The organism is Microvirga sp. VF16 (genome assembly GCF_016864375.1).
In the GTDB taxonomy this organism is placed as follows: Bacteria; Pseudomonadota; Alphaproteobacteria; order Rhizobiales; family Beijerinckiaceae; genus Microvirga.
In genome coordinates this window covers 63,853-88,977 of the sequence record NZ_CP069359.1, presented here as the reverse complement: position 1 = coordinate 88,977, position 25,125 = coordinate 63,853, and the positions used below count along the sequence as shown (strand labels likewise).

Annotated in this window: 28 protein-coding genes and 1 pseudogene; 16 read left to right on the top strand and 13 right to left on the bottom strand. The window is 60.0% G+C overall.

Annotated features, from left to right (window positions below):
• The first annotated feature begins 122 nt into the window (after window positions 1-122).
• From JO965_RS49960 to JO965_RS45810, 3 genes are all read left to right on the top strand, one after another.
• Window positions 123-344: a DUF1127 domain-containing protein gene (locus JO965_RS49960; RefSeq protein ID WP_203448353.1), complete on the top strand. Its 222-nt coding sequence runs from the start codon at window positions 123-125 to the stop codon at window positions 342-344.
• The gene (gene trxB, locus JO965_RS45815; protein ID WP_203448352.1) at window positions 341-1,345 is read left to right on the top strand and encodes a thioredoxin-disulfide reductase; all 1,005 of its coding nucleotides are present in this window, start codon (window positions 341-343) and stop codon (window positions 1,343-1,345) included. Before JO965_RS49960 ends, trxB begins: the two co-directional genes overlap by 4 nt.
• 477 nt (window positions 1,346-1,822) lie before the next feature.
• Window positions 1,823-2,857, top strand: coding sequence for an IS481 family transposase (locus JO965_RS45810; protein WP_203448455.1), 1,035 nt, complete (start codon window positions 1,823-1,825; stop codon window positions 2,855-2,857).
• A gap of 417 nt (window positions 2,858-3,274) precedes the next feature.
• Here JO965_RS45810 and JO965_RS45805 read toward each other — a convergent pair whose 3' ends face one another.
• The 3 genes from JO965_RS45805 to JO965_RS45795 form a co-directional block, all read right to left on the bottom strand.
• On the bottom strand, window positions 3,275-3,865 hold the full coding sequence (locus tag JO965_RS45805) for a transposase (protein WP_246777290.1): 591 nt from the start codon (window positions 3,863-3,865) through the stop codon (window positions 3,275-3,277).
• Complete coding sequence (locus JO965_RS45800; protein WP_246777289.1) at window positions 3,862-4,368, bottom strand: helix-turn-helix domain-containing protein; 507 nt, start codon at window positions 4,366-4,368, stop codon at window positions 3,862-3,864. Before JO965_RS45800 ends, JO965_RS45805 begins: the two co-directional genes overlap by 4 nt.
• A gap of 243 nt (window positions 4,369-4,611) precedes the next feature.
• Window positions 4,612-6,378 carry a cytochrome c biogenesis protein DipZ gene (locus JO965_RS45795; RefSeq protein WP_203448351.1) on the bottom strand — a complete coding sequence of 589 codons (1,767 nt, stop codon included), beginning with the start codon at window positions 6,376-6,378 and terminating at the stop codon, window positions 4,612-4,614.
• 346 nt (window positions 6,379-6,724) lie between these two features.
• Here JO965_RS45795 and JO965_RS45790 point away from each other — a divergent pair, with 346 nt between their 5' ends.
• Together JO965_RS45790 and JO965_RS45785 are read left to right on the top strand one after the other, a co-directional pair.
• Entirely contained in the window at window positions 6,725-7,465 is a 741-nt protein-coding gene (locus JO965_RS45790) for a response regulator (protein ID WP_203445908.1), read from the top strand.
• A gap of 2 nt (window positions 7,466-7,467) precedes the next feature.
• Window positions 7,468-8,781 carry a HAMP domain-containing sensor histidine kinase gene (locus tag JO965_RS45785; protein ID WP_203448350.1) on the top strand — a complete coding sequence of 438 codons (1,314 nt, stop codon included), beginning with the start codon at window positions 7,468-7,470 and terminating at the stop codon, window positions 8,779-8,781.
• 41 nt (window positions 8,782-8,822) lie between these two features.
• On the opposite strand, the gene JO965_RS45780 is transcribed toward JO965_RS45785, so the two are convergent.
• The gene (locus JO965_RS45780) at window positions 8,823-8,990 is read right to left on the bottom strand and encodes a hypothetical protein (RefSeq protein ID WP_203445910.1); all 168 of its coding nucleotides are present in this window, start codon (window positions 8,988-8,990) and stop codon (window positions 8,823-8,825) included.
• A gap of 318 nt (window positions 8,991-9,308) precedes the next feature.
• Window positions 9,309-9,725 carry an organic hydroperoxide resistance protein gene (locus tag JO965_RS45775; protein ID WP_203445911.1) on the bottom strand — a complete coding sequence of 139 codons (417 nt, stop codon included), beginning with the start codon at window positions 9,723-9,725 and terminating at the stop codon, window positions 9,309-9,311.
• Between the two features lie 221 nt (window positions 9,726-9,946).
• Between JO965_RS45775 and JO965_RS45770 the strand changes: the two genes are divergently transcribed.
• A complete protein-coding gene (locus JO965_RS45770) occupies window positions 9,947-10,999 on the top strand; it encodes an alpha/beta fold hydrolase (RefSeq protein ID WP_203445912.1) in 1,053 nt (350 codons plus the stop codon).
• 125 nt (window positions 11,000-11,124) lie between these two features.
• On the opposite strand, the gene JO965_RS45765 is transcribed toward JO965_RS45770, so the two are convergent.
• The 7 genes from JO965_RS45765 to JO965_RS45735 all read right to left on the bottom strand — a co-directional run bounded on the left by JO965_RS45765 (window position 11,125) and on the right by JO965_RS45735 (window position 17,670).
• Window positions 11,125-12,078: an alpha/beta fold hydrolase gene (locus JO965_RS45765; protein WP_203445913.1), complete on the bottom strand. Its 954-nt coding sequence runs from the start codon at window positions 12,076-12,078 to the stop codon at window positions 11,125-11,127.
• Between the two features lie 29 nt (window positions 12,079-12,107).
• Window positions 12,108-12,329, bottom strand: a complete 222-nt coding sequence (locus tag JO965_RS45760; protein ID WP_203446729.1) for a DUF2798 domain-containing protein — start codon at window positions 12,327-12,329, stop codon at window positions 12,108-12,110.
• 73 nt (window positions 12,330-12,402) lie between these two features.
• The gene (locus JO965_RS45755; RefSeq protein ID WP_203448349.1) at window positions 12,403-13,743 is read right to left on the bottom strand and encodes an epoxide hydrolase family protein; all 1,341 of its coding nucleotides are present in this window, start codon (window positions 13,741-13,743) and stop codon (window positions 12,403-12,405) included.
• 8 nt (window positions 13,744-13,751) lie between these two features.
• Window positions 13,752-14,153 carry a cupin domain-containing protein gene (locus JO965_RS45750; protein ID WP_203448348.1) on the bottom strand — a complete coding sequence of 134 codons (402 nt, stop codon included), beginning with the start codon at window positions 14,151-14,153 and terminating at the stop codon, window positions 13,752-13,754.
• A 544-nt stretch (window positions 14,154-14,697) separates the two neighbouring features.
• Entirely contained in the window at window positions 14,698-15,933 is a 1,236-nt protein-coding gene (locus JO965_RS45745; protein WP_371827056.1) for an IS701 family transposase, read from the bottom strand.
• Between the two features lie 14 nt (window positions 15,934-15,947).
• Entirely contained in the window at window positions 15,948-17,255 is a 1,308-nt protein-coding gene (locus tag JO965_RS45740) for a family 1 glycosylhydrolase (RefSeq protein WP_203448347.1), read from the bottom strand.
• Between the two features lie 64 nt (window positions 17,256-17,319).
• Window positions 17,320-17,670, bottom strand: coding sequence for an NAD(P)/FAD-dependent oxidoreductase (locus tag JO965_RS45735; protein ID WP_371827054.1), 351 nt, complete (start codon window positions 17,668-17,670; stop codon window positions 17,320-17,322).
• A 119-nt stretch (window positions 17,671-17,789) separates the two neighbouring features.
• Between JO965_RS45735 and JO965_RS45730 the strand changes: the two are divergent.
• The 3 genes and pseudogenes from JO965_RS45730 to JO965_RS45720 all read left to right on the top strand — a co-directional run.
• Window positions 17,790-18,056 (top strand): annotated as a pseudogene (locus tag JO965_RS45730) (NAD(P)H:quinone oxidoreductase); the annotation flags it as partial.
• Between the two features lie 105 nt (window positions 18,057-18,161).
• Complete coding sequence (locus JO965_RS45725) at window positions 18,162-18,488, top strand: ATPase inhibitor subunit zeta (protein ID WP_203445919.1); 327 nt, start codon at window positions 18,162-18,164, stop codon at window positions 18,486-18,488.
• A gap of 227 nt (window positions 18,489-18,715) precedes the next feature.
• Window positions 18,716-19,228, top strand: a complete 513-nt coding sequence (locus tag JO965_RS45720) for a hypothetical protein (RefSeq protein ID WP_371827053.1) — start codon at window positions 18,716-18,718, stop codon at window positions 19,226-19,228.
• Between the two features lie 34 nt (window positions 19,229-19,262).
• On the opposite strand, the gene JO965_RS45715 is transcribed toward JO965_RS45720, so the two are convergent.
• Window positions 19,263-19,850 carry a TetR/AcrR family transcriptional regulator gene (locus tag JO965_RS45715; protein ID WP_203448454.1) on the bottom strand — a complete coding sequence of 196 codons (588 nt, stop codon included), beginning with the start codon at window positions 19,848-19,850 and terminating at the stop codon, window positions 19,263-19,265.
• Window positions 19,851-20,084: 234 nt separating this feature from the next.
• On the opposite strand from JO965_RS45715, the gene JO965_RS45710 reads away from it, so the two are divergent.
• The 7 genes from JO965_RS45710 (at window position 20,085) to JO965_RS45680 (ending at window position 25,120) form a co-directional block, all read left to right on the top strand.
• Window positions 20,085-20,783, top strand: coding sequence for a transglutaminase-like cysteine peptidase (locus JO965_RS45710; protein ID WP_246777364.1), 699 nt, complete (start codon window positions 20,085-20,087; stop codon window positions 20,781-20,783).
• 116 nt (window positions 20,784-20,899) lie between these two features.
• Window positions 20,900-21,277 carry a hypothetical protein gene (locus JO965_RS45705; RefSeq protein WP_203448345.1) on the top strand — a complete coding sequence of 126 codons (378 nt, stop codon included), beginning with the start codon at window positions 20,900-20,902 and terminating at the stop codon, window positions 21,275-21,277.
• Window positions 21,278-21,463: 186 nt separating this feature from the next.
• The gene (gene grxC / locus JO965_RS45700) at window positions 21,464-21,736 is read left to right on the top strand and encodes a glutaredoxin 3 (protein ID WP_203448344.1); all 273 of its coding nucleotides are present in this window, start codon (window positions 21,464-21,466) and stop codon (window positions 21,734-21,736) included.
• A 257-nt stretch (window positions 21,737-21,993) separates the two neighbouring features.
• A complete protein-coding gene (locus JO965_RS45695; RefSeq protein ID WP_203448343.1) occupies window positions 21,994-23,622 on the top strand; it encodes an NADP-dependent glyceraldehyde-3-phosphate dehydrogenase in 1,629 nt (542 codons plus the stop codon).
• 111 nt (window positions 23,623-23,733) lie between these two features.
• Window positions 23,734-24,084, top strand: coding sequence for a hypothetical protein (locus JO965_RS45690; RefSeq protein WP_203448342.1), 351 nt, complete (start codon window positions 23,734-23,736; stop codon window positions 24,082-24,084).
• A 263-nt stretch (window positions 24,085-24,347) separates the two neighbouring features.
• Window positions 24,348-24,884 carry a YkgB family protein gene (locus tag JO965_RS45685; protein WP_203448341.1) on the top strand — a complete coding sequence of 179 codons (537 nt, stop codon included), beginning with the start codon at window positions 24,348-24,350 and terminating at the stop codon, window positions 24,882-24,884.
• Window positions 24,885-24,964: 80 nt separating this feature from the next.
• Window positions 24,965-25,120, top strand: coding sequence for a DUF1127 domain-containing protein (locus JO965_RS45680; protein ID WP_203448340.1), 156 nt, complete (start codon window positions 24,965-24,967; stop codon window positions 25,118-25,120).
• Window positions 25,121-25,125 lie beyond the last annotated feature (5 nt).

Here is a 25,125-nt window from a genome sequence, read left to right as displayed (position 1 = left end):
CATCGAGCGGGCGACGGTACAGTCCTTTCATTCAGTCTTGGGCCTGTTTTGTAGTCCAGCCGGCTGGCAGGATCACCTCTATTGAAAGAAGCCATTGCTTCAGCTGCAAACGGAGAATTCCCATGTTCGTCGCTTTTCTTCTTTCCAGGATCCGCGCCTACCAGCGGTATCGTGCGTCCGTCCGTGAGCTGTTGCTTTACTCCGAGCACGAGCTCGATGACCTCGGCATCTCCCGTAACGAGATCGATGCCGTCACAAGGTCCTCGTATGCTGCGGCTCGGGCAGCGAGGCCTTCCAACGGGTGTTTGCATTCGCCACCCTCGATTTTTGAGACCACGCTATGACCACGCATCGCACCGAGGTCCTGATCATCGGGGCTGGGCCGGCCGGATACACCGCTGCCATCTACGCGGCTCGCGCCAACCGGAAGCCGCTTCTGGTGACCGGCATTCAGCCGGGCGGCCAACTCACCATCACAACGGATGTCGAGAACTACCCTGGGTTCGCGGAGCCCATTCAAGGGCCGTGGCTGATGGAGCAGATGCGGCAGCAGGCGGAGAATGTCGGCACCACTCTGGTGTCTGATACCATCACCTCCGTTGATCTCTCCAGACGCCCGTTCCACGCCCAAGGGGACTCCGGAGATACGTACATCGCAGAGGCCCTCATCATCGCGACGGGCGCCCAAGCTCGCTGGCTCAGATTGCCCTCGGAAGAGGTCTTCAACGGGTACGGAGTCTCAGCCTGTGCAACCTGTGACGGCTTCTTCTATCGCAACAAAGAAGTCGTGGTTGTGGGAGGCGGAAACACAGCGGCGGAGGAAGCGCTCTACCTGTCGAACCTTGCTTCTAAGGTCACGATCATCCATCGCCGTGATCGCCTCAGGGCGGAGCCCATTCTGCAGGATCGCCTCCTGGCCAAGCCGAACGTTGAGGTGATCTGGAACCACGTCATCGACGAGGTCCTTGGCAACCAGGAGCCGATGAAGGCGGTGACCGGAGTTCGGATCCGTGATGTGAACACGGGCGCGACGAGGGACCTCTCCACAGAAGGCCTTTTCGTTGCCATCGGCCATGATCCCGCGACCAAGCTGTTTCGTGGTCAGCTTGAAATGGACGAGGCCGGCTACATCACGGTCGGCTCCTGGTCGACGAAAACCTCCGTTGCCGGGTGCATGGCCGCCGGCGATGTCATCGACCCGGTGTTCAGGCAGGCTATCAGTTCCGCCGGCATGGGGAGCATGGCAGCCTTGGAAGCCGACAAATTCCTGGCCGAGCATTCACCTGTTCCGGTTACCCAGTTGATCGAACAGCGTGATCAGCAGATGATCGGTGCGTGGGACTAAGATCGAGTACGTGTCAGCTGGCTCAGGCAAAAGCTGGTCGCTACAATAAGAAGCGTAATAGGCGCCGCGTGGGCCGATGGGCCGCGTTCGGAGCGACTCTGGACGATTTGGACGAGAAGTCCGTTTATGGCAGTGCGTTCCGAAGGTGCGGATTACCAGAGGAGGACGGTTCCACCCACAGATTTGTCGGTTGATCTGGTAGCTACCGGGGGCTCGGTCGGGTAACCGGACGGGCCGGAGCCTCGTGGAAAAGGTTGCTTTGAGGCGGGTGAGCAATTTGATGTGATGTAACGCAACTGAAGCCTGAGCAGGCTATGAGAGTGCATCGTTGAGGGGCGGTGCCCAAGATGCTGGAACAGAAGTAGTTTGGACTTAATCTGACAGACGGTGTCGTTAGGCTGAGGCATGAGCCGAGGCCGGGCGCGGAGTGGTCGGGGTGCGCAGCGCCCGGCCTCGGCGTTCATAATGACCACCGCCATGACCCGCGAGCAGAAGATCATCCGCGCCAAGGTCGGCCTGCTGGAACTGGCCAAGCAACTCGGCCATGTCAGCCGATCCTGTCCCAGGATGGGCTATTCCCGCGACAGCTTCTACCGCTTCAAGGAGCTCTATGAGACCGGCGGCGAGATGGCCTTGCAGGAGTTGACCCGCCGCAAGCCGCTGCGGGCCAACCGCACGCCGGCCGAGGTCGAGGCGATCATTGTCGCGCTGTCCCTGGAGCAGCCGGCCTTCGGCCAAATCCGGATTGCCAACGAGATGCGCAAGCGCGGCCACTCGATCTCCCCGGCCGGCGTGCGTGGAGTGTGGCAGCGGCATGATCTCGAGACGAAGACGAAACGCCTCAAAGCCCTGGACGCCAAGGTGGCGCAGGAGGGCCTGATCCTGACCGAGAGCCAGTTGGCGGCGCTGGAGAAAGCCAAGACCGAGAAGGAGGCGCATGGCGAATTCGAGAGTGCATGCCCCGGTGACTGCGGCGGTCAGGACACCTTCTCCGTCGGCACCATGAAAGGGGGCGGACGGATCTACCAGCAGACCTTCCTCGACACCTACACCAAGGTGGCGTTCGCCAAGCTGGATGACCGCAAGACGCCGATCACCGCGGCCGACCTGCTCAACGACCGTGTTCTGCCGTTCTTTGATGCCCATGAGGTGAAGCTGTGTCGGGTGCTCACCGACCGCGGCACCGAGTACTGCGGCAATCCCGAGCGCCACGAATATGAGCTATATCTCGCCGTGGAGGATGTGGATCACACCCGCACCAAGACCAAGAGCCCACAAACGAACGGCATCGTGGAGCGCTTCCACAAGACGGTGCTGGATGAGTTCTATCGCGTGACGTTCCGCAAGAAGATCTATGGCTCGATTGCGGAGCTGCAGGTTGATCTCGATGCTTGGGTGGCGAGTTATAATGAGGAGCGTCCCCATCAGGGCCGGTGGTGCTTTGGCAAGATACCGATGCAGACCTTCCTTGATGCAATCCCGTTAGCGAAGGAGAAGATGATCGCAGCTTGAACACACCATCGGACAGATGAGCCCGACCAACTCTCGGACGCCAAATGTCAGATCAAGTTCCAGCTACTACACTGGAACCCACCGTCCGTCGGCCCGCATGGTCAAATTCTGGCTTGAGTGCAAATCATTGCAGCGTTTGTTCTCCTCCGACCTCAACCTCTCCCGTCTTCTTGTCCATCACGCATATGTAGGCCAGACTTGCTTGTCTGGAAGCTCTGCGCTTGAAGAGAATGGCAGTGCCATAACTTTGCGTTCCGAATGGATCCACACTGACGTTCACCTTACCAAGGCCAGTCGCGTTCGCCTTTGCGAGACATCCGCTGCGCACCTTCTGTCGCATTGCCCGCCAAGCGTCATCCGAGCTGGCGAACGCAGGCATAGCGGCGCTCAGTCCTATCAATGAGATCAGCACTGCTCCTAAGTAGGTCGCCAAAAGTTCTGCAACAGCTTTCTGAGCCAGAAGTGTTTGGATGCCATGCCGGCCTTGCGGCGCGCCTGCTGCGGCGTCAGCGTCAGCACCCAATCAGCGGCCTCGGCGGCCAGAGCATCGATGGACGCCGCCTGCCGGTTGGCCGCTACCAGGCGCTTGAGTTCGCGCCAGAGTTGATCCATCGGGCTCAGTTCGGGCGCCTGCCGGGGCAGCCACACGAACCGGATGCGCAGCCGGGCGGCCAGGGCTTGGGTCTGCGGCGCGGTGTGGGCGCTCGCCCGGTCGGTCAGCAGCCAGAGCCAGCCGGCGCCCCGGTAGTGGCGCCGCAACACGCGCAGGAACGCCTGGGCATCGGCCTGACCGGCGCGATGGCGGACCAGCACCAGCCGGCGCGCGCTGTGCAGGTCAATCGCCCCAAACAGCACCCGCTTGGCATTGCGGCCGGTGATCGGCACGATCGCCTGGGTACCCTTGAGCGCCCACATCGCCCGCAGGGGCGGAAACAGTCGCAGCAGGGTCCAGTCGAGGCACAGCAGCCGATCGCCTCTGTGCCAGCCCGCCTTCAGGCGCCGGATCAAGCCCCTTTTTTCTGCGCCAGATGAGCCGCGCGCGCGACATAGACATAGCGCGGCCGCTTCCAGCGATAGCCGGCCTCGTGCAGCCGGCGCCGCAGGGTGCGGGGGCTGACGGCGAGGCCCTTGGCGGCCAGATCGTGCGCCAGCAGCGGCACCGTCCAGCTCGTCGCCTGGTAGCCGCAGCGGCGCGGGTCACGTGCCAGGGCCGCCGCCAGCCGCTGCGGCGTGAGCCTCGGGTGACGACGGGGACGTCCGCTGCGCGGCCGGTCGATCAGTGCCGCGGCCTCATGCTCGGCCCGGTACTGCACGAGCCAGCGATGCACACTGGAGCGGTTGACCCGGCAGCGGCGGGCCGCCTCGGCCATAGAATGGCCCTCGGCCACCAATAGCAGCGCCTCGAGGCGGCGATACACACGGGCCTCACGGGCGCCGGCAAGCGCTGCGGCAAGCCGCTTGCGATCCGCCTCGTCGAGCCACGTCCCGGGAGAGTGATCATGGTGTTGCATGCTCCCCAGGAAACACCCGCAGCTCCCGCGTCGCAAGTCTTATGGCGACCTACTTAGCATCAATTGAGTACTCCGGCCTTCAGATTGCATTTTCGCGACATTCCACACGCGTCGCATCCTGTCCCAGATGCGGTTGCGCATCATCGACAGGCGATGGTTCCCGACGCCAGTCATAAACAAACTGGCATGGCATCCAACGATCCGCAAAATGACGGTTGTTTCGGTTGACAGAATTCAGCCTTCCTAGCCAAACGTGAACACGTATGCCTCAACACCGGGATCAAGGAACCGAATTTCGAAAGTGCGCTCTCCTACATCATCATCTTGGCGGATCAACTGGTAGAGCCGGATCTCCGAAACCGTCCCATTCCCGTTGGCGTCGATATCGGTACCACGGTTTGTCCCTGGTGCTTTGCCATCGATCGTGACTTGAAACCGTACCGGTCTGCCATCGCGGCTGGGCCCAAGGACCAAGTGCAGGTCCCTGGCGCAGAATTTGTAGGAGATCGCCCCTCCTGACTGATTGAGCACAGCCTCCTCAGATCCAATGGTCCAGTTCCCGGCGAGAGCCCATTCGTTGAGCTGTAAACGTCCGGCGGAATAGACCTGCGCTTCGTCGGCGCCAACCTGTTCAGGCGACGCGAAGTTGGAGGCTCTTTTGTAACCGAGATAGGTCTCGCCCGATTGGACGCTGTCGAAGTCAGCTGCAGCTTCCGCTCCTTTTGCGTCCGGCGCGACGAAGCCCTTGTCTGCTCTTTGTGTCCCGCCTTCCGCCAGCAGTTCCTGAATGACACGCTCCGACTCCTCGTAGTCGCCTTCGCCGAAGTGGTGGTGCCTGATCTGTCCTCGCGGATCGATAAAGTAGTGGGCAGGCCAATAGCTGTTTCTGAAGGCGCGCCAGATCTTGAAGTCGTTGTCGATCGCCACCGGGTAGGTGATCCCGAAATTCTGGACCGCACGCTCGACGTTGTGGATGCGCTTTTCGAACGCGAACTCGGGAGCATGGACGCCGATCACGACGAGACCCTGATCCTTGTACTTCTCGGCCCAGGCCCGTACGTACGGCATCGTGCGAATGCAGTTGATGCAGGAATAGGTCCAGAAGTCGATGAGGACGATCTTGCCGCGCAGTTGTTCAGTCGTCAGTGGCCCGGAGTTCAGCCACTTCACGGCCCCATCAAGGGACGGGAACTTGCCTTCGAGTGGCAAGCTGCTGCGATAGCCCTGACCAGCCTTGTTGACGGCTAGAGTCGCGTCTGATCCTACGGAACTCGTCGAGATGGCATCGGGCTTGCTCTGAACCTGATCTAGCAACGATTGTTCGATCCCGGCTGTGCTGGCGTAGGACAGGCGTGCCAATAGGCCGGTGTCGAGGCCGAGGACAATTGCTGCAACGCCTGCAAGAACTGCTATGCCCATGGCCTGTTGAACGCGGTGGCTGACACCGATCGATCGCTTCATCATCGCAAAGACCCGTCCCCCTGCCAGGACGGCCAGCGCCAAGGATGTTGCCGCACCGGCGGAGTAGGCCAGCAACAGCAACGATGTCTGCAAATTGGCTCCCTGGAGAGCGGCTCCCGTCAGAACCAATCCCAGGATCGGGCCGGCGCAGGGCGCCCAGAGGAGCCCTGTCGCGGCTCCCAGGAGCATTGATCCACTGGCACTTGGCCGATCTGAGGGCGCAACCCCAGACAAGCGTCCCCCAAGGGCAACCACGGGCCGGGTCAGGAAGGCGGCCGCGCGTGCCGAGACGAGGGTCACGCCAAATACAGCGAGCAAGGCGATGGCAGCAGCGCGCGCGATTTCGTTTGCATGCACCGCCCAACTTCCGCCGACGGCAGCAAGGGTCGCGACCGCCGCAAATGTGCCGGCCATGCCCAACGCCATCGGCAGGATGCTTCTGGCAAACGGCTGGTCCGTCCTGGAAAAGACAAATGGCAGGATCGGAAGGATACAAGGACTGACGATCGTCAGCACTCCTGCCAGATAGGAAACGATGAACAGGGTCATGGCCGGGCCTCTCGGATGGGGTCAATGCGCTGGTGCACTGGCCGGGGCGAACGCGACCCGCATCTGTTCAGCTTGAAGTATCTGGCATGTGTCCAGGACAGGCCGAAGTGTATCGCAGTGTAGGTGCCTGGAGCGCAGGATCGCACCCAATTGCCGCAAAGTAACGTCTCAAAGGGTCCGCCCGGAGCGTCGCGTTGATGGATTTGGCAGCCGAAAAGGAATTTTTTGTCAGGACGTGTATCATTGCATCGGCTGGATACAGAAAGGTACAAATCTCCGACGGGAGGTGGGATGCTCACGTAAATCGGGATGCTAAAATGGCTCGGCATAATCTGCGGTGATGGACATGGAGCATACAGACCACATCCTGATCGTCGATGACGATCGCGAAATCAGAGAACTCGTTGCCGATTACCTGAAGAAGAATGGTCTCCGCGCAACCGTCGCTGCTGACGGACGGCAAATGCGGACGTTTCTCGAAGCCAACCGGGTCGATCTCATTGTCCTTGACATTATGATTCCGGGGGATGACGGGCTGGTTCTCTGTCGCGAACTTCGGGCGGGAAAGCACAAATCGACGCCGATCCTGATGCTGACCGCACGAAGTGACGAGACTGACAAAATCGTTGGCCTCGAGATGGGCGCCGACGATTATCTGGTAAAGCCATTCGCCGCTCGGGAGCTGCTTGCTAGGATCAAGGCGGTGCTGCGCCGCACGCGCATGATGCCGCCGAACCTGCAGGTGACGGAAGCCGGCCAATTGTTGACCTTCGGCGATTGGCAACTCGATACGACGATGAGGCACCTGCTCGACAAGGAGGGAACTGCCGTTGCGTTGAGCGGCGCCGAGTACCGCCTGCTTCGTGTCTTCCTGGACCATCCACAACGTGTTCTCACACGGGATCAGTTGCTCAACCTGACACAAGGACGCGAATCCGAACTCTTCGACCGATCGATCGATTTGCTCGTCAGCCGGCTTAGGCAACGCCTCCGCGACGAGGCTCGCGAACCCGCCTATATCAAGACCGTCCGCAGCGAAGGCTATGTACTCGCAATGCCGGTCGAGATCACGACGGCACGGCAATGATCATGGAAAGCTGGCATCGCAGGCTCTTTCAACTGCCGCGAACCTTACGATGGCAGCTGTTTCTCATCCTCTTTGCCGGATTAGCCGTAGCGCACGTTCTTTCGTTTGGGGTCCTGTTCCTTGAGCGTTACACGGCCGCCAAGACGATGATGCTCGGCAACTTGGAGAAGGACGTCGGGATCTCTCTGGCCCTGCTCGATCGCCTGCCAGCAGGCGAGCGCCATCAATGGATTGCCACGCTGGAGCGGGGGAACTATCGATATGAGCTCGGGCCAGGTCTCCCTGGCGTTCCCGAGCTGAGCGGGCTGGGCAAAGAGGTCGCAGACATCATCCAGACAGCGGTAGGACAGCGGCTGCCAGTTACCATTGAAACCATTCCGGGCGTACGGCAACGGGTTCAAGCTCATGTGACACTTAGCGATGGCTCTCAAGTGACGATCGACTTACGTCCAAGGGTCATGCCGCTCGCCTCGTGGCTTCCCTATGTTCTGTTAGCACAACTCGCCCTTCTCTTGCTGTGCGCCTACATTGCTGTCCGCTCGGCAATCAGGCCGCTTCACCGGCTCGCAATGGCGGCCGAGGCCTTGGATCCTAGCAAAGAGGTGGCTCGGCTCGATGAAACCGGACCGGCAGAAGTCGCCTACGCGGCGACAGCTTTTAACACGATGCAGGACCGGATCACCCACTACCTCAAGGAGCGGGTCCAGATCCTGGCTGCGATCTCGCATGATCTTCAGACGCCCATTACGCGCATGAAACTCCGTGCCGAGGTCGCTGAGGATGGCCCGGGAAAGGAGAAACTTCTCAGCGACCTCTCGGAGATTGAGCGACTTGTGCGCGAGGGTGTGGCTTATGCCAGGACAGCACATGGCAACGTCGAAAAGCCGGCTCGGATCGATGTCGGTTCTTTCGTTGAGAGCATCGTCTCCGATTATCAGGATACGGGGAAGGCCGTAAAAGCTCTACAGACGATTGATGCCGTCGTGACCACACGGCCCCATGCTCTCCGGCGGATCCTGACGAATCTCATCGACAATGCCCTGAAGTTTGCTGGAGAGGCGGAAGTCGATGTCGGGAGGAAGCCGGATGGAAAAATTTACATCGTTGTCCTCGATCGCGGCCCGGGGATTCCCGATGGGCAACTCGAAGCTGTCCTTCAGCCCTTCTATCGGCTGGAGCAGTCCCGGAACCGGGATACGGGAGGAACCGGTCTTGGCCTGGCCATAGCCCAGCAACTGGCCTTGGCAATCGACGGTTCGCTCAACCTCAAGAACCGGTCTGGCGGGGGCCTTGCCGCGGAGATTGTCCTTGGCTGACCCCACCTCGACACCCACTCACGCAACGGAGGGTGCCGCCATCATCCAAGGGACGGAAGACTGCCGACACCTGGGGTATTGACGAGGACCTCGATCGGCCTGAACTGGTCCTTCGCTTCCTGAACCATACGAGAAATGTCGTCCGGCGTCGTGCCGGGGAGTGCGACAACAACAGTCGTATGCGGAAATCCCCTGACAAGATCCTGCATCGCTGTTGTGTCGCGGGCTGCGAGGATGACCCGATGCCTACGCTAGACAACGTCCTTGGCAACGGAGAGGCCGACCAAGCTGGAACTGTCGGCGATAAGCCAAACCGGGCACGCCCGCCGCATCGATGGAGGAATGCCGCTGCCATCGCCAATCTTAAGCCAAATGGGAACACCCATAACGATCTCCAGTAAGAGGCAGATTCTCTAGAATTGAACTCGGAGTGACAGCCCCCATGGCTATGGCGCCACGGGGGAGTCACACCTCGGAAAGCCAGCTGTTCGGCAAAGCGCCGCTTGCAGCCCCCGCCTGGACGGGCCTTAAATCAGGTTGATTGCGACATCGATGTTGCCGCGCGTGGCCTTGGAATAAGGGCACGTCTGGTGGGCCTCATCGACGAGAGCCCGGGCGGTCTCCGGTTCGATGCCCGGGAGGCTTACATTGAGACGAGCCTGGAGGGAGAAGGCATCGCCGGTTTGACCAATATCGACCTCCGCATTGATCGCGTGGTCCTTCGGAAGCTCAATCTTCCGCTTGGAGGCTGCTTTGGCGATCGCGCCGAGGAAGCAGGCCGACCAGCCGGCTGCAAAGAGCTGCTCGGGATTTGTACCGCTTCCCTTTCCCACGAAGTGAGATAGCTGGATATCGAGACGACCGTCGTCGCTGCGCGATGTACCATCGCGTCCGCCGGTCGTGCGAGTCTTGCCGGTGTAGAGAACCTTTTCAATCTTTGACATGGTGTCGGCTCCTTGCATCGCTGAGGATTGTGCTGTCAGCGTAGCCAACAGATGCCGGAACTACGTATCCGGGATGTTTGCAGATCGGCCCGAATTGTAAGCGCACGTTTCGTTCAGGGATCCTGATACAAAAGCTTACAAAAGGCGTCCAAGCGAACACAATGGAGACACACGACGGTCCTGTTCTATGGCTCCGGTTCATTCATCAGAGGGATAAAGCGATGACAGAGAGTATCGACCGTTCGAGGCGCAACTTCGTGGGCTTGGCTGCCCTAACGGCGGCGGCCTCGCAACTTGGGATGATGGGCGCCGCACGTGCGCAGGTACCCACTGCAGCCCTATCCCGGCTTCCGCCGCTAACGCGAGGCGCTCATACATCCTTCTCCTCGCTTAAGCAGGTCGAGGCAGGCGTCCTGAATGTTGGGTACGCGGAGGCCGGTCCTTCCAATGGCACGCCTGTGATCCTGCTGCACGGCTGGCCTTATGACATTTACACCTATGTTGACGTCGCGCCCGTTCTTGCCGAGGCAGATTATCGGGTGATCGTGCCCTATTTGCGTGGGTACGGAAGCACGCAATTCCTCAAGAGCGATACGCACCGTAACGGCCAACAGTCGGCGATCGCCGTCGATATCATTGCCCTGATGGATGTTCTCAGGATCGAGAAGGCGGTCGTGGCCGGCTGCGACTGGGGCGCGCGCACCGCCAACATCCTTGCGGTGCTCTGGCCGGAGCGGTTCAAGGCGATGGTCTCCGTGAGCGGCTATCTTATTGGCAGCCAGGCACTCAACCAGATGCCGCTGCCACCTCAGGCTGAGCTGCAATGGTGGTATCAATATTACTTTTCTACAGAGCGTGGGCGCCTTGGGTATGAGAAGTACCGACGCGAGTTCGCCAAGCTGATCTGGCAACTCGCCTCACCAAAGTGGGATTTCGACGAGGCGACATTCAATCGTAGCGCCGCCGCCTTCGACAATCCCGATCATGTCGCGATTGCGATCCATAACTACCGCTGGAGGCTTGGCTTGGCAGACGGCGAGCGCCGGTACGACGACCTCGAGCGCCGTCTGGCTGAATTCCCGGTGATCAGCATCCCATCGATCACTCTCGAAGGTGATGCCAATGGCGCACCTCACCCGGATCCGGCTGTGTATGCCAAGAAGTTCTCCGGCAAGTATGAGCATCGCCTGATCACTGGCGGGATAGGCCACAACCTGCCTCAGGAGGCCCCACACGCCTTCGCCCAGGCGATTGTTGATGCCGATCGTGCTTGATTGAAGTCGTGCGCCGAGCCACTATCGAGGTGGCTCGGCATGCTCAGCCTGTCTAAGCGCTGGTGTTCGCAGAGGCAATGACGCGCTACCTTACATTGCTCCGCGTTTCCCTTGGTTTCTGTCCGTCATCGGAACGAGGCACGGATCTCCTCAACGGTCTGCTTCGGGCTTTGAAGATGAGGGTAGTGTCCGATACCAGGCAGAAGGGTGATGTCCGCATTGACCCTGTTCGCGAACTCGATCCCCATCTCCTTCGTAATGTAGACGTCCTTTTCGCCCCACACTATCCTTACGGGTGTTTTGAGCTTGTGCAGGTTCGCTTCGAGAAAATCTTCGTCGCGGGTGAAGTTGGCATAGTAGTGGTAGAAGGCCTCGGGTGGCGTCATTCCCCCATGGCTCCATCCACGGGAGACGTCCTCCTTGAAGTCAGCGGAGACGTCAAACTGCGCCTCTTTGGACAGTCCTCCCCTCACTGCAGTGTCAAGAATTTCCCCGCCAGTCCTGGTCTTGTAGGTAGCGAGTATCGCCGTTGCCGAAGGCTCAGACTTCAGACCTTGCAATCTATCGTGCATGTACTGGGGCCGGTTGAAGGGCGCGAAGTCACCCACGATGATAGTCCTAGCGACCTTCGGATCGTCCAGAGCCAACAGCAGCGCCGGCAGGGCACCGATATCTGTCGCATAGATCGTGAGCTTCGATGTATCGATACCAGCCTTCTTGATGTATTCGCCTAAGACACCCGCGTAGTCTTTTGGCGAGTAGGAGAACCTATCGGCGGCAGGCCGCGATGAAAGACCATAGCCCGGCCAGTCGATGGCATGGACCTCGTAGTCTGCGGAGAGATCCCTGGATATCTCTTTCCAGGCGCATAACGTCTCCGGAAACCCATGTAGCAGAAGCACTGTCCCCTTAGGACTCGGAGGGCCGGCTCTCATCCTTCTGAGCGTGATGTCGGAAGTTACATCAATGTATCCGATGTCCATGGCCTGTTCCTTCGCGGCAGATATGTCGGTGCAGCTCCAAGCAGCCGAGGAGCCGAGGACAAAACCGAAAATGGCAAACAACGAACGCTTGAGCATAGCAGATCCCTCCAGAAAACTCGGGGAGTTCATTGAATCATTCGGTTGACCTGTGCCTGTAGCCACGGACCGACGAGGAGAATGACAGGGACGACAATCACGTATCCGATGCCCCATGAGCGCAGCCATGTGAGGGCAAATTTCTCCGAGAAGCCCACGTTGAGTGCGAGCAGCACAAAGGAGATAACACCCGTCGTCACGATGCCCATCAGCAGGGCAAAAGCGATCTTCCGTTTCGATTGTGTTGTCACTGAAGTTTCCATGATGATTCGCGCCCGACGTATCATGCCGAGCCGGCTATGCGCCGGCTCGGCATGACCTTGATCAGCGAACGGTCCTGAATGCGGCACGCATCTCGGCGCTGAAGAGTTCGGGCTCTTCCCAGGCAGCAAAATGGCCACCTTTCTCGACCCGATTGTAATAGATGAGGTTCGGATAAGCCCGCGACAGCCAACTCTTCGGCGGCTTGTAGACCTCTCCTGGAAACACCGTCACGGCTACTGGCACCTTCACAGGGGTCAGTTTCGCGCCGGAGGCGGTATTTTCCCAGTAGATCCGCCCACTTGATGGGCCGGTGTTCGTCAGCCAATAGAGCGTGATGTTGTCGAGGATCGCGTCCTTGCTGAGAGCCGCCTCGGGGTCGCCCCGCGTGTAGACCCAATCGGCGATCTTGTCATACAGCCAGGCGGCCAAGCCGACTGGCGAGTCCGCGAGCCCATAACCGACCGTCTCAGGCCGGGTTCCCATGATCGCGGCGTATCCGAAGCCGTTGTTCAGGAAGTCCCGGGCTTCATCGAAAATGACCTTCTCTTCGGGGGACAGGTTGTCCGGTGCCGGGCCGCCGCTCCTGAGAGCAAGCGCGGCATCGGGTGGGAAGGTGGTTGCACGTTCGATCCGGTTGACGTGGATCGCCAGAAGTCCTTCAGGTGCCTGACGGCCCAGGGCGTCGCTGATGATGGCGCCCCAATCTCCGCCTTGAGAAACATATCTCGGATATCCGAGGCGCTTCATGAGCACATCCCATGCCGCCGCGATACGCTGCGGGTTCCAACCCTTCGTTGTGGGTTTCTGCGAGAACCCAAAGCCTGGAATTGTCGGGAGTACGAGATGGAAGGCGTCTTCGGCTTTGCCGCCATGAGCCGTGGGATCAGTAAGGGGCCCGATCAGGTTCAGGAGCTCGAAGACTGATCCTGGCCATCCATGGGTCATGATCAGCGGCAGCGCATTCTCGTGAGGAGAGCGGACGTGGATGAAGTGAATGTCCACCCCATCGATGGTTGTCAGGAACTGTGGAAAGGCATTCAGCTTGGCCTCGGCCTGACGCCAATCGTATGCAGTCTGCCAGTACTCCACGAGGGGCTTCAGCTTGTTGGGTTGAACGCCCTGTGAGCGGTCAGTCACCGTCTCGCCGTCTGGCCATCGGGTCGCGGCAAGCCGCAGGCGCAGATCAACCAATGCCGCCTCGGGAATGTTTGCCTGGAAGGGCCGGATCCAATCAGGAACGGGCCTCCTCACAGGATCTGAGGCGAAAGCGCCCGCCAATGGAAAGGTGGCCGATGCCAGCCCCACCGCCGCACCGCCCAAAAGCAGTGAACGGCGCGAAAACTGCCGACTTTGGAATGTTTCTTGTGATGACAATGCGCCCTCCCCTATGTTGAGGTCCATCGGAGAACTCACTTCACGGGCTCGAGGAGCGGGGCGCCCTTTGTGACAATATAAGTCGCCAGTTCCGAGGCTTTGCCCGGACCGACGTTCTTGGCGATATGCGCCACACCAGCCGGGATGAACAGCGCCTGGCCTACCGTGAGGCTAACAGGCTGACGGCCTTCGAGCTGATACTCGAGAGTTCCCTCGAGCACGTAGGCAACCTCTTCGCCCGGGTGCCTGTGGTTGATCGATACAACACCGGGATTGAAGTCGACCCTGACCTGAAGGACTTCTTTCCCGGGCACGCTGATGTCGCTTTGCACCAGATCAGTGCGCTGGGTCACGTGCTGCTGAGCCTGGGCTGCCTGGAGCGACAGTACACCGATCGCGATGACGCCGGCCGACATCAAGAGATTACGCGCTTTCATTTGCTCTTCCTTCCGAGGAGGCGACATGCCTCATGCTGCCGGAACAATCGCGCTACTTGTGTGTACTGGATGTTTCAGGGATCGAGCCTGATTGTATCGGACCGTCCGAGAGCGCCTACGCCAATACATTGCGATACAAAAATGTGCGTTCGTTGGTCGTGCATATGGCCTCAACGGTTTTAGTCAGGTCGGCCTTGCCAAACCGGCACCTCCACACGCCCGGCAACTCTCTCACCCGATGTCAGATCAATGTGGTGAGTTGCATCTGCCCTGGCGAGAGACACATAAATTGAAGAGACAACCGCAAGGATGGCAATGACGGCTATCAGCAGAAGCCGGGCTAAGCGTCCCTGTGACTTGGCTTTCGTTTCAACTTCAGGAAAGCACTCCGACCGGTGTGTGGTTTTCCAACGCATTGGAGCCTCTCCAGACATCCTAGTACTACAGCCGGGTTTGACGTCGGCGTCGGGTGCGCTTGCGCCAGTGACAGTCATGAGCGCGCTGCTGGTGCCGTCGGCGCCATACGGACCAATGCTCGACGGCCTCAACCGAAGGCGGCTGCTCCCACACCAGATGCCAGAGCAAGCGTCGCACCTCGGGCACGGTGAGCGGCAACAGCCGCGCGGCGTGCCTGACAGGGGCTTCTCCCCCCGATGGCGTGCTGGCGCACGACTGTGAGATAGGCATGCGCCAACATGGAGAGGATGATGTGCCGGTGCCAGCCCGTCCATGAGCGCACCTCGTACTCGTCCAACCCGGTCTCGCCCTTGGCTTCCTCAAAGCAGCTCTCGATCCGCCAGCGCTGGCCCGCAATCCGCACCAGCTCAGCCAGTGACGCCTCCTCCGGCGAACGGGTGAGATAGAACGTGAACTGATATGGTCGTCCCTTCCGGCGCCGGATCAGCAGCCCGGTTTTCCAGCCCGGCACCGGCGGTGTGCGGTAGGGCAGATAAGCCCAGTCATACAGGCGCGGCCCCTTGGCGCCATCGCCGGCGCTGAGCCGTGTCCAGCCTCTGGCCGGCACATCCTCGAGCCAATCCTCCACATGCTTCAGCCCAAGCCGCTGGGCTGAGGTCACGGCCAGCACGTAGCCGCGCCCGTGCGCTTCGATCAGGCGCCGCGTCTGAGAATCGGCGCCATACACGCAGTCGCCGACCACCCACGTGCACGGCACGCCCGCCGCGAATGCCCGCTTCAACATCGCCTGTCCGAGCTTCGGTTTGGTGGTGAAGCTGACCTCCTTCGGCACGCCCGCTTGCGCGCAGCGTGCAGCATCGAAGGCCCAGGTCTCGGGCAAGTACAGTGCCCGGTCGATCAGCACATGGCCATGTCGGCTGGCATAGGCGAGAAAGACACCAATCTGACTGTTCTCAATGCGGCCCGCGGTGCCGGAGTATTGGCGTTTGACGCCGGCCGATTTGTCGCCCTTCTTCAAGAAGCCGGTCTCGTCGAGCACCAGCACGGCGTTAGGATCACCGAGATGCTCAACCACGTAGGCGCGCAGATCATCGCGCACGGCATCGGCATCCCAGTGCATGCGGGCGAGAAAGTCCTGCACGCCATCCGGTGTCATGTCGCCGGCGGCTTCGGCCAAGTGCCAGCCGTTCTTGCGCTCGAGCGGCGAGAGCAGACCCTGCAAATAGGCCCGGGCGTGGCGGCGTGGTTCGATGCGGCTGAACCGGGGAGCAATCCGGGCGACGAGATCATCCAGTTGATCGGCCCAGCGGTGGGCCTCGCATGCGTCATGGCTCGACACCTCCGTGTCAAAGTCAACGCACAAACCCGGCTGTAGTACTAGTTCGACATGAGCGGCTCGCTCGGCGTTCTCTCGCAGATCGACTTCATCGACTTCCGCGCCCGTTGAGCGAACGGCTTGTCGAAGTCACGCGGCTGCGTGATTGGCAGCTGCAGGCAGACGCTCTGGGCCGGCAGGACCTGGCACCAGTCATGGATCAGCTGCTTATAGCTCTGACCGACCGCCCGGACATTGCGGTCGAGATCGTACAGGCCGAGCGGGTTGATGGTGCCGTTCTCCTCCCTCAAGGCAGTATCCCAATCGATCTGATCGGTGAGCGAGTACCACGTGAAGCCGATCATCGGCACGCCGGAGTTGCGCACGCGCAGCACGTTGGACCATTCTTTCCAGAGCCATTTGACCGCCTCGTCTCCGCGCGGGCCTTCCTTGACGTTCGTCTCCGTGTGCATGACCGGCAGCATGTAGCGATCATGGTACTGGCGGGTGATCTCGGCATAGCGGAAGACCTCGTCGGAGGCGCTGGTATGTCCATTGGCCGAGACGAGATGCTCGTTGGTCACATAGTAGTCGTTGCCCATGATGCAGTGCCGCTTGAGGTTGGCCCGCATGAAGAAGTCGTACTCTTCCCGGCTCATCCCGTTGTCCATGAGATAGACGAACATGTCCGAGTCCACCCGCCGGCTGTAGTTGAGGTCGAGCGGCAGAAAGCGGCGGGCGTTGTAGAACTCTGCGACCGGCATCGCGCCTGGGCAGTCGGGGTGGAAGTGCTCCGAGGACTCGCTCTGGATGAAGATGGCATCGGCGCGGACATCGAGGATCGTCCCCATGGCCAGCACGTTGGCCTTGACGATATGCTTCAAGGCGGTCACGAAGGCCTGGTCGCTTTGCATCTGCTCGTTCCACCAGCCATAAGCGGCCGAAAACACGGCGCAGACGAACATCTCGTTCACTGGCGTATACAGCTGAACCCAGGGAAATCGCTCCGCGAAGGCGCCGGCATAACTGGCGAAGAGCTCTGGGAAATCCGGGTTCTGGAAGTTGCCGATCCAGTCGGGCACGCCGAAGTGACACAGGTCGACGATCGGCACGATGTTGCGCCGATAGAGTTCGCCGAAGGTCTGGTCGCAGAAGTCCCAGTCGTAGCGCCCCTCCCCCAGCCACGTGGTGTGAATGGGTGGGCCATAGCGGAGGTAGCGGATGCCGACCTCATCAAGCAGGTCGAAGTCTGTTTTCCAGAGGGTGTAGTGGCCGCACTTCTCCATCTCATCAATGCGGGTCCGACCGCCGTTGATGGTGGGATAGCTGTTCTCAATCCCTGTAGCGAATAGAAACGTCGAAACCGTCATGGTGGACCTCGCTTGTGATGGGAGCGGCCCAATGGTTTCCTTAGATCAGGTAGACAATGTCGGTTCATACTGTCTGACTCGTCCAAGGTGGCGGACTATTCTTCTGGTGATCGACCTTGTTGGTAGGCCGCATCCCGCCGCGAGCCGCGGCCAGAACGGTGTCCTTGGTCAGAAAGGCGTGAATCGCGGCCACCACCTGCGCCCCCTCTCCTACCGCTGCAGCCACCCGCTTCACTGAACCGGACCGCACGTCCCCGGCAGCGAAGACGCCGTCAAGGCTCGTCTCCAATGGCCTCCGGCCAGGAGCCACATCGGCTCCGGTCAGAACGAAGCCCTTCGGGTCCAGCGCCACTTGCGACGCATCGAGCAATTGCGTGTTGGGCGAAGCACCGATGAACAGGAACAGATGCCGCATCGGCCGGCGGTCTCTTCCCCGGTTTCCAGGCGCCAGCGAACCGCCTCCAGCCGACCGGGCTGTCCCTCCAGTCCGGTGATCTGGGCTTGGGTGATGATTTCCACATTGGGAAGAGCTTCATCGTGGGCCTGCCCTACTCCTTTGCGGGCCAGACCAGGATGGATGAGGTCACCGGCGGTTCACCATATGGAGCCACCACGATCGCCGGTGGGGATGGCTCCCGCCAGCCGAGCCAGAACGAGCTTGATGGAGCCCGCTTTCAAGGCCGGCATGTGGCCGAGATTGCGGGAAAGCTGGAGCGTGGCGCTGGGGAAAGAGGGCCTGACCCAGCCGATATGCAGAACCCAATCGAGACCGTCGGCGGAGCAGCCAGCGAGCCGACATGATGTCCGCCCGGCGACAGTACAATCGTTTCAACGATTCTTGGATCTGTTTCGTGACCCACTCCGGCGGCAGGATCGCGCCCTGTCTCAGAGAGTGGGTCGAATTCCATGATGATTATCGAAGACCAAGCCGACGACACCCTCAGGTTCGATCCGGAGAGGGTGCACCGATACAAGATCATCCTCCGGCGAAACCGGCTCTTTGGCTTCTGGGTGGGGAAGCAACTCGGCAAGATCGATTGCGAGATGCTTCACTACATCGCGAGCGTGGTCGATGCTGACCTGGAAGAACCTGGTGATCTCGATATTATCCAGAAAGTCGGCGACGATATGCGGGCTGCCGGCATCAAAGTGGGTGGAGCTGCGCTTCGCGCGAAACTCGAAGCGTTACATGAGCAGGCCCGCGCTGAGATCGGAGAGCTATCGGCCGACTAATGATCCTTATGAGGGATGCCATGCAAGACCTACTTAAGCGCGTCCTCGCCGCACATGGCGGACTGGACCGGTGGAACACCTTTAACGAGGTTAGTGCAACCGTTGTGACTGGGGGTGAGTTCTGGGCCACGAAAGGTATTCCCACCGACGACATTCGGCGCCGAGCAAGAGCCGGGATCCATGAGGAATGGGCAACACTCGCGCCGTTTGGCAGTCCGGACTGGCACATGACATTCGGCCCCACCCGTGTTGTGGTCGAGGGCAGTGACAAATCGATCGTCGCTGAAAGAGACGATCCAAGATCAGCATTCGCGGGTCATGGGTTCGAGTCCCCGTGGGACCCCTTACACCTGGCCTATTTCAACGGATATGCGCTATGGACGTATCTGACGACTCCCTTCCTGCTGGCAATGCCCGGCTTTCAAGTTGAGGAAGTCGAGCCATGGCAGGAAGCAGATGAAACCTGGCGGGTCCTGCGTGCGACTTTTCCTCTTGCGATCGCCAGCCATTGCCGCGAACAGGACTTCTATTTTGGCCCCGATTTCCTGCTCCGCCGCCACGATTATCAGGTGGACGTTTCCGGCGGCTTCCTCGCTGCACAGTACGTCTACGATGTCAGGGACTTCGGGGGATTCATGTTCCCCACCCGAAGACGCGCTCACCCGCGCCTCGCGAACCGCCAGCCGGACCGCTCACGCACACTCGTGTCAATCGACCTCAGCGAATATAAAGTGACTTGAAGGCATTTGGCCTGACCGCAAGTCCGGGATTTAGCTAGGATACCGGCGCCACCGCAGACCGTGCTTCCGTTGCGAGCAACTGGGTCGCCATCTGCTTGGCCTGTCGAGCGGGCTCGACATCGCGACTCATCTGTGCAACGGCGGTCGCGCCCTCATGCAACATGTTCATCTCGGCCGCAATCCGCTTCGGCTCGGCAACCCGCGCCGCATGGGCGAGTTCCTCGAAGTATGCCAGGGACAGACGTTTGTGCAGCACGGCAGCTTGGAACACCGGATTGACGGTCTCCTTATGCTCCCCTGCGGCGCTCATGAAAATGCAGCCGCGGAAGTGCTCGTCACGGAACCAGGCTTCGAGGAAATCGAAGGTCGCCAGCAGGCGCTCGACCGGATCCTTCGTGCGTTGCTCGACATAGGCCCTCATGGCGTCCCGATCCTGCTCGTCACGACGCTCAAGGACGGCCAGGATCAGGTCTTCCTTGGTTTCGAAGTGGCGGTAGAGTGTCGTCTTGGCCACTCCGGCCTCGGCGATGATCAAGTCGATCCCCGTAGCGTGATAGCCGTGCTGATTAAACAGTCGGAGCGCGGTCTCAAGCAGATGATTTCGGATCTCTGAACGGCGCATCATACCCTCAAACACAAAACAGATCAGTAGCTTTACCTATGCCTAGCCCCGCGCGAGATCAAGTGCTCCTGAGGGAATTTCTGCGTTTGCGCAAGGGGGACTTGGCGGATCTGCTCTCAAAGCTGCCTTGTCGGACGATACAGATCGGTATATTTGTCCGTCTACCGATACAGAACTGTATCGTTTCCGGAATTTGCAGGATGGCCTGTCAAGCCGGACAGACCAGGAGGGGCGATGATGCCCTGGACCATCAAACGGCAGTTCTCCTGTTACCCTGTTTCTGAAAAGAAGACCGCCCGCGGAGGCCTGGTTTGGACTCTGCGGTCGATCGTGATCGGCCTCCTCCTGTTGTTCTCCCTTGTCGGGATCCCGCGCGTCAATGCAGGCGAGCTCCACCCGTTTAATGCAGCTTGGATTCCGTCAGTGGGCGAGAGCGCTCAGCCGACAGACGCCTGGAGTGAGTTTTGCGAGCGGAGCCCGGGTGACTGTGCGATCGACCCTTCCGAGCCTGCCACGATCAAGCTCGACGAGCGTGCCTGGGCCCTGATCGTGGCGATCAACCAGCAAGTCAACGCCGCCATCTCACCGCAGGAAGACATTGCCCATTGGGGCGTGATCGACCGCTGGGACTACCCGGACGATGGCTATGGAGATTGTGAGGACTATCAGCTTCTCAAGCGTCGTCTGCTGGTCGAGGCCGGATTACCGCGGCGGGCCCTTCGCATGGTCGTGGTGCTCGATGAACTCGGCGCAGGCCATGCCGTCATGGCGATCCGGACCGATCGCGGCGACTTCATCCTCGACAACAAGCGGGATACCGTCCTGCCGTGGCATCAGACCGGCTACGTGTACATCAAGAGCGAAGGTGACCGGACTCACGCTTGGGTCTGGCTGGGCAACCAAGCCACCGTCACGTCAGCTTTCAGCCGATAATCAGGAGGCTTTTATGCCACGGTCGCATCCCGGTCCACAGCGCGTCGCGGCCTAACCGAAGTTCTCGTCCGGAACGTACAGTCCGCCATAAAAACCCTCACTTGGAGGCATCGACAATGTTTACCAAACCGATCGTCGAACAAGCCTGTGTCGACTACCCTCTGTTGAGCGACCTCTGCGCTGACGAAATCGAGCGGCGCATCGTCCAAGCCTATCTTCAACTGGTATTTCGGACTGTTGATACAAACAATTCGCGCACTATTGCAGTGCTGCGGCTTGGGTCGGTTGAAGTCTATCTGTCCGAAATGCGCCCGGTACGTACCAGCCTAGACCTTCCGCCGTTCTGGATCGAGGTCATGTCCGGCCCGACCGACATGTCGATCGACAGTCTGGGATTCAACGACTTTGGCGAGGATGAACTGGCAGCCGCTGTCGAGATGATCGTGAGCGCTGCGCATGATGCCGGCCCTCGTATTGGCCCGCTCCCGCACTGACCCGCAGTCCGAAGCGGGCGGCCGTGCCGTCATCCATCGATGAGGACAAAGCCGTGAACCGAAGCAATGAACGAAACACTTTCTGGGCGTCCGCCACTGCGGTGCTCACGCTGACACTCGTCATTGGCGTGCTTTATCTGCCGTTGTTTCTCTAGCTCAACCATTCACACTATGGAGATGATGATCATGTCGGAAATCACCCTCTACACCAAAAGCTGGTGCCCTTACTGCGCCTCGGCGAAGAGACTGCTCACCCAGAAACGAGCCAGCTTTACCGAAATCAACGTTGAAACACAGCCCGAGAAGTGGGCGGAGATGGTTCAGAAAGCAGGCGGGCGGACCACAGTTCCTCAAGTATTTATCGACGGCCGGCATATCGGCGGATCCGATGACCTGCATGCCATCAACCGCAGCGGTGAGTTAGATTCGCTCATCCTGAGTTCGCAAAGCTCAGGATGAGCGAGGAGGGCGTTCATCACCCGCGTTGTTTCCTTGATGTGAGGCTCGGTTCAGCTCACGTTCTCGGTTAAGAGCTTCTCCCAATTGGGGATTCTGGTGGAGATCCGAGCCGCCGCTTCAGGGCTGAAGCCGATCTCGATGAGGTCACCCTCCGGCAATCCGAAACCAGATCATAGCAATGCCCAGGCTGATGGCCAGCAAGCCATAGATCCGCCTCGCTGACGGGTTACATCGGTGGCCAACACGGGATGCATGACATGGCCAACTCCGATGCGTTGAGGCTGCTCTTCCCCAAGGACGGTGGGATCCCTGCGGAACATCGTCCGCCAGCGCCCATTCACCAGCGCGCCTATCTGGTCAACGGCGAATTGAAGGTCTGGGACGGATCTGTCGACGCGGTGCGATCGCCGGTCTGCCTGCGTGCCGCGGATGGCCGACTGCAGCAGATCGAACTTGGAAGTGTCCCCTCTGGAGGAGAGCGGGAGGCGGAAGAGGCACTCGAGGCTGCCGTCGCCGCGTACGATGGCGGCCGTGGCCAGTGGCCCACCATGACGGTTGCCGAACGCGTCGCCTGCCTGCAAGACTTCACAAGTCGGATGATCGGCCGACGGAAGGAAGTCGTGGATCTCATCATGTGGGAGATCGGCAAGCCCAGAGCAGATTCCGAGAAGGAATTCGACCGCACCGTCGATTACATCCGGGCGACGATCAACGCTATGAAGGAGCTCGACAACAGCAATTCCCGGTTCACCATCATCGAAGGCACCATCGGGCAGATCCGGCGCACCCCGCTCGGGGTCGTCCTCTGCATGGGGCCGTACAACTATCCCCTGAACGAGACGTTTGCGACCCTGATCCCGGCCCTCATCATGGGCAATACCGTCGTGTTCAAGCCGCCGCGGTTCGGCGCACTATTGTTCTATCCGCTGCTGGAGGCCTTTCAAAACTCCTTCCCGAAGGGCGTGATCAACATGGTGTACGGACGTGGCTCGGTGGTCGTGCCGCGCCTGCTGGATACCGGCCAACTGAACGTGCTGGCCCTGATTGGCTCGAGCAAGGTTGCAGACCATCTCAAAAAGCTGCATCCAAAGACCAACCGGCTGCGGGCCATTCTCGGGCTCGATGCGAAGAATGCCGCCATCATCCTGGCAGACGCTGACATTGAGCTTGCGGTGAAGGAGTGTCTGATCGGGTCTCTCACGTTCAACGGCCAGCGCTGTACCGCGCTGAAGATGCTGATCGTTCATGAGTCAATCGCTGAGTCGTTTCTTCGCCGGTTCAGCGAGGAGGTGAGTAAGCTCAAGGTTGGCATGCCGTGGGAGAAGGATGTCAACATCACCCCGCTGCCTGAAGCCGGCAAGACCGATCACATGACGGCGCTGGTTGAGGACGCGAAGGCCAAGGGGGCTCGCGTGGCCAATGAGGATGGCGGCAGCGTGGCCGGCACCCTGTTCTACCCGGCCGTCGTCTATCCTGTCCAAGAGGGCATGCGACTCTACCGGGAGGAGCAGTTCGGGCCCGTTGTCCCGGTGATGCCTTTCGAGGACCTCGACATGGCACTCGAGTACGTGACCACCTCCGAGCATGGTCAGCAGGTGAGCATCTTCGGTTCAAGTCCGGACCAGATCGGCCGGCTTGTCGATCCGCTCGTCAACCAGGTGTGTCGGGTTAACATCAACTGCCAGTGCCAGCGCGGTCCTGATGTGTTTCCCTTCACCGGCCGTAAGGACTCGGCTGAGGGAACTCTATCGGTGACGGACGCACTGCGCTCGTTTTCAATCCGCTCGATGATCGCAACTAAAGAAACGCAAGCGAACAAGGATCTGCTTGAGGCGATCATCACCGAGCAGACCTCCAACTTCATCAACACCCGGTTCATTTTCTGACCCGTTGAGGTTGCTTAATCGCCTGTTCTCGCATCGGCAATCGTGAGACAAGGGACGTCCCCGACAGATTGTGCTCAGATGGTTCACCCACCATCCGATCGGAGAGTTCCGATGCGAGTGCCGGCAGCCCTGCTGATGATCATTGCCCTCTCCGCGTGCGTTTCTACAGGCGACCAGGCACCCCAGCCGGTACCACCAGCCAATCTCGGGTCGACGCAGGCCGCACCTCCCGTGCCCCCGGCCCCCATCCCGGCGGCCCTTCCGCCAGGGTACACCCGGCACATCACCTATCGGGATGGCAGATTCACTCTTCCGGACGGCTCGATCGTGCCGGCCGACCCCAACGGCGGGTTCACGATCTCCACCGGAGCCTACATTCCGCCCGATGGAGCCGGCGGGATTATCCTGCCGAACGGAGCAAGATGCATCTCGGACAGCGCACGGGGCTACTTCTGCCCCTGACGCAGCCTTGATGGTGGACTGTCTTCGGGAAGGTTCGCTACTGATCAGTATTTATTATTGCCTTTCTACATCTCTATTGGGAGGCTGCAATATTGCCATGAAGGTGCCAAATGGCACATCGCATAGGCGTGCAACGGGCATTTTGCCTTTGTTAGCTTGATAAACGATACAGGTCGGTATACATCCGGGGTGATCGATACAAATCGGTATCGATTATGCCGCAGCCGGCCGCAACAGTCGCCGCGGAAACCCAGGAGAATGCAATGTCTTATGTTTATACCCCGAGCGTCGCGGCGTATCCGAGTTCCCAAGCTCGCGCGGCAATTTTATTGGATTTGGTCGACCGCCACGGCCGGACGGCCACGACAGCAGGTCTCTATGCCTCGCTGGTTGTGGTTTATGCCTGGTTCGGCGGCATGAAGTTTACCGCCTATGAGGCGGAAGGCCTGACCGGACTGGTCGGAAACAGCCCACTGTTGAGTTGGGTCTATCCCATCTTTGGAGTGCGGGGCTTCTCAAGCCTTCTCGGTGTCCTCGAACTCAGCATCGGCGCCCTGATCGCAGCCCGGCTCGTCAACCCGGTGTATTCGCTCGTCGGCGGCGCGCTGTCGGCCGGGTTGTTCGTGACGACGCTTAGTTTCATGGCAACAACGCCCGGCGTGTTTCTGCCGGAGGTCGGCTATCCGGCGATATCCGTCGCGCCCGGGCAATTCCTGCTCAAGGACATAGGTTTGCTCGCTGTGTCGCTCGCGATCGCTGTCGACTCGCTTTCGAGCATGCGTTCCGCCCGCGTTGCGTAATCGAACCCCAGCGAAGTCTCAAAGAGGCCTCGCCTTCCTTCCGCCGGCTGTGACAGTCGGCTCAACATAAGGAGCTTCCCATGTTTATCGCCTTCATCGTGTCTAAGATTAGCGCCTACCTGCATTATCGCAAGGTCATCCGTGAGCTGATGCAGCTCTCAGATCGGGAGCTGGACGATATCGGCGTCGTCCGTAACGATATCGATGCCATCGCACGCCAGAGTGCGCCTTCGTAAGCCGC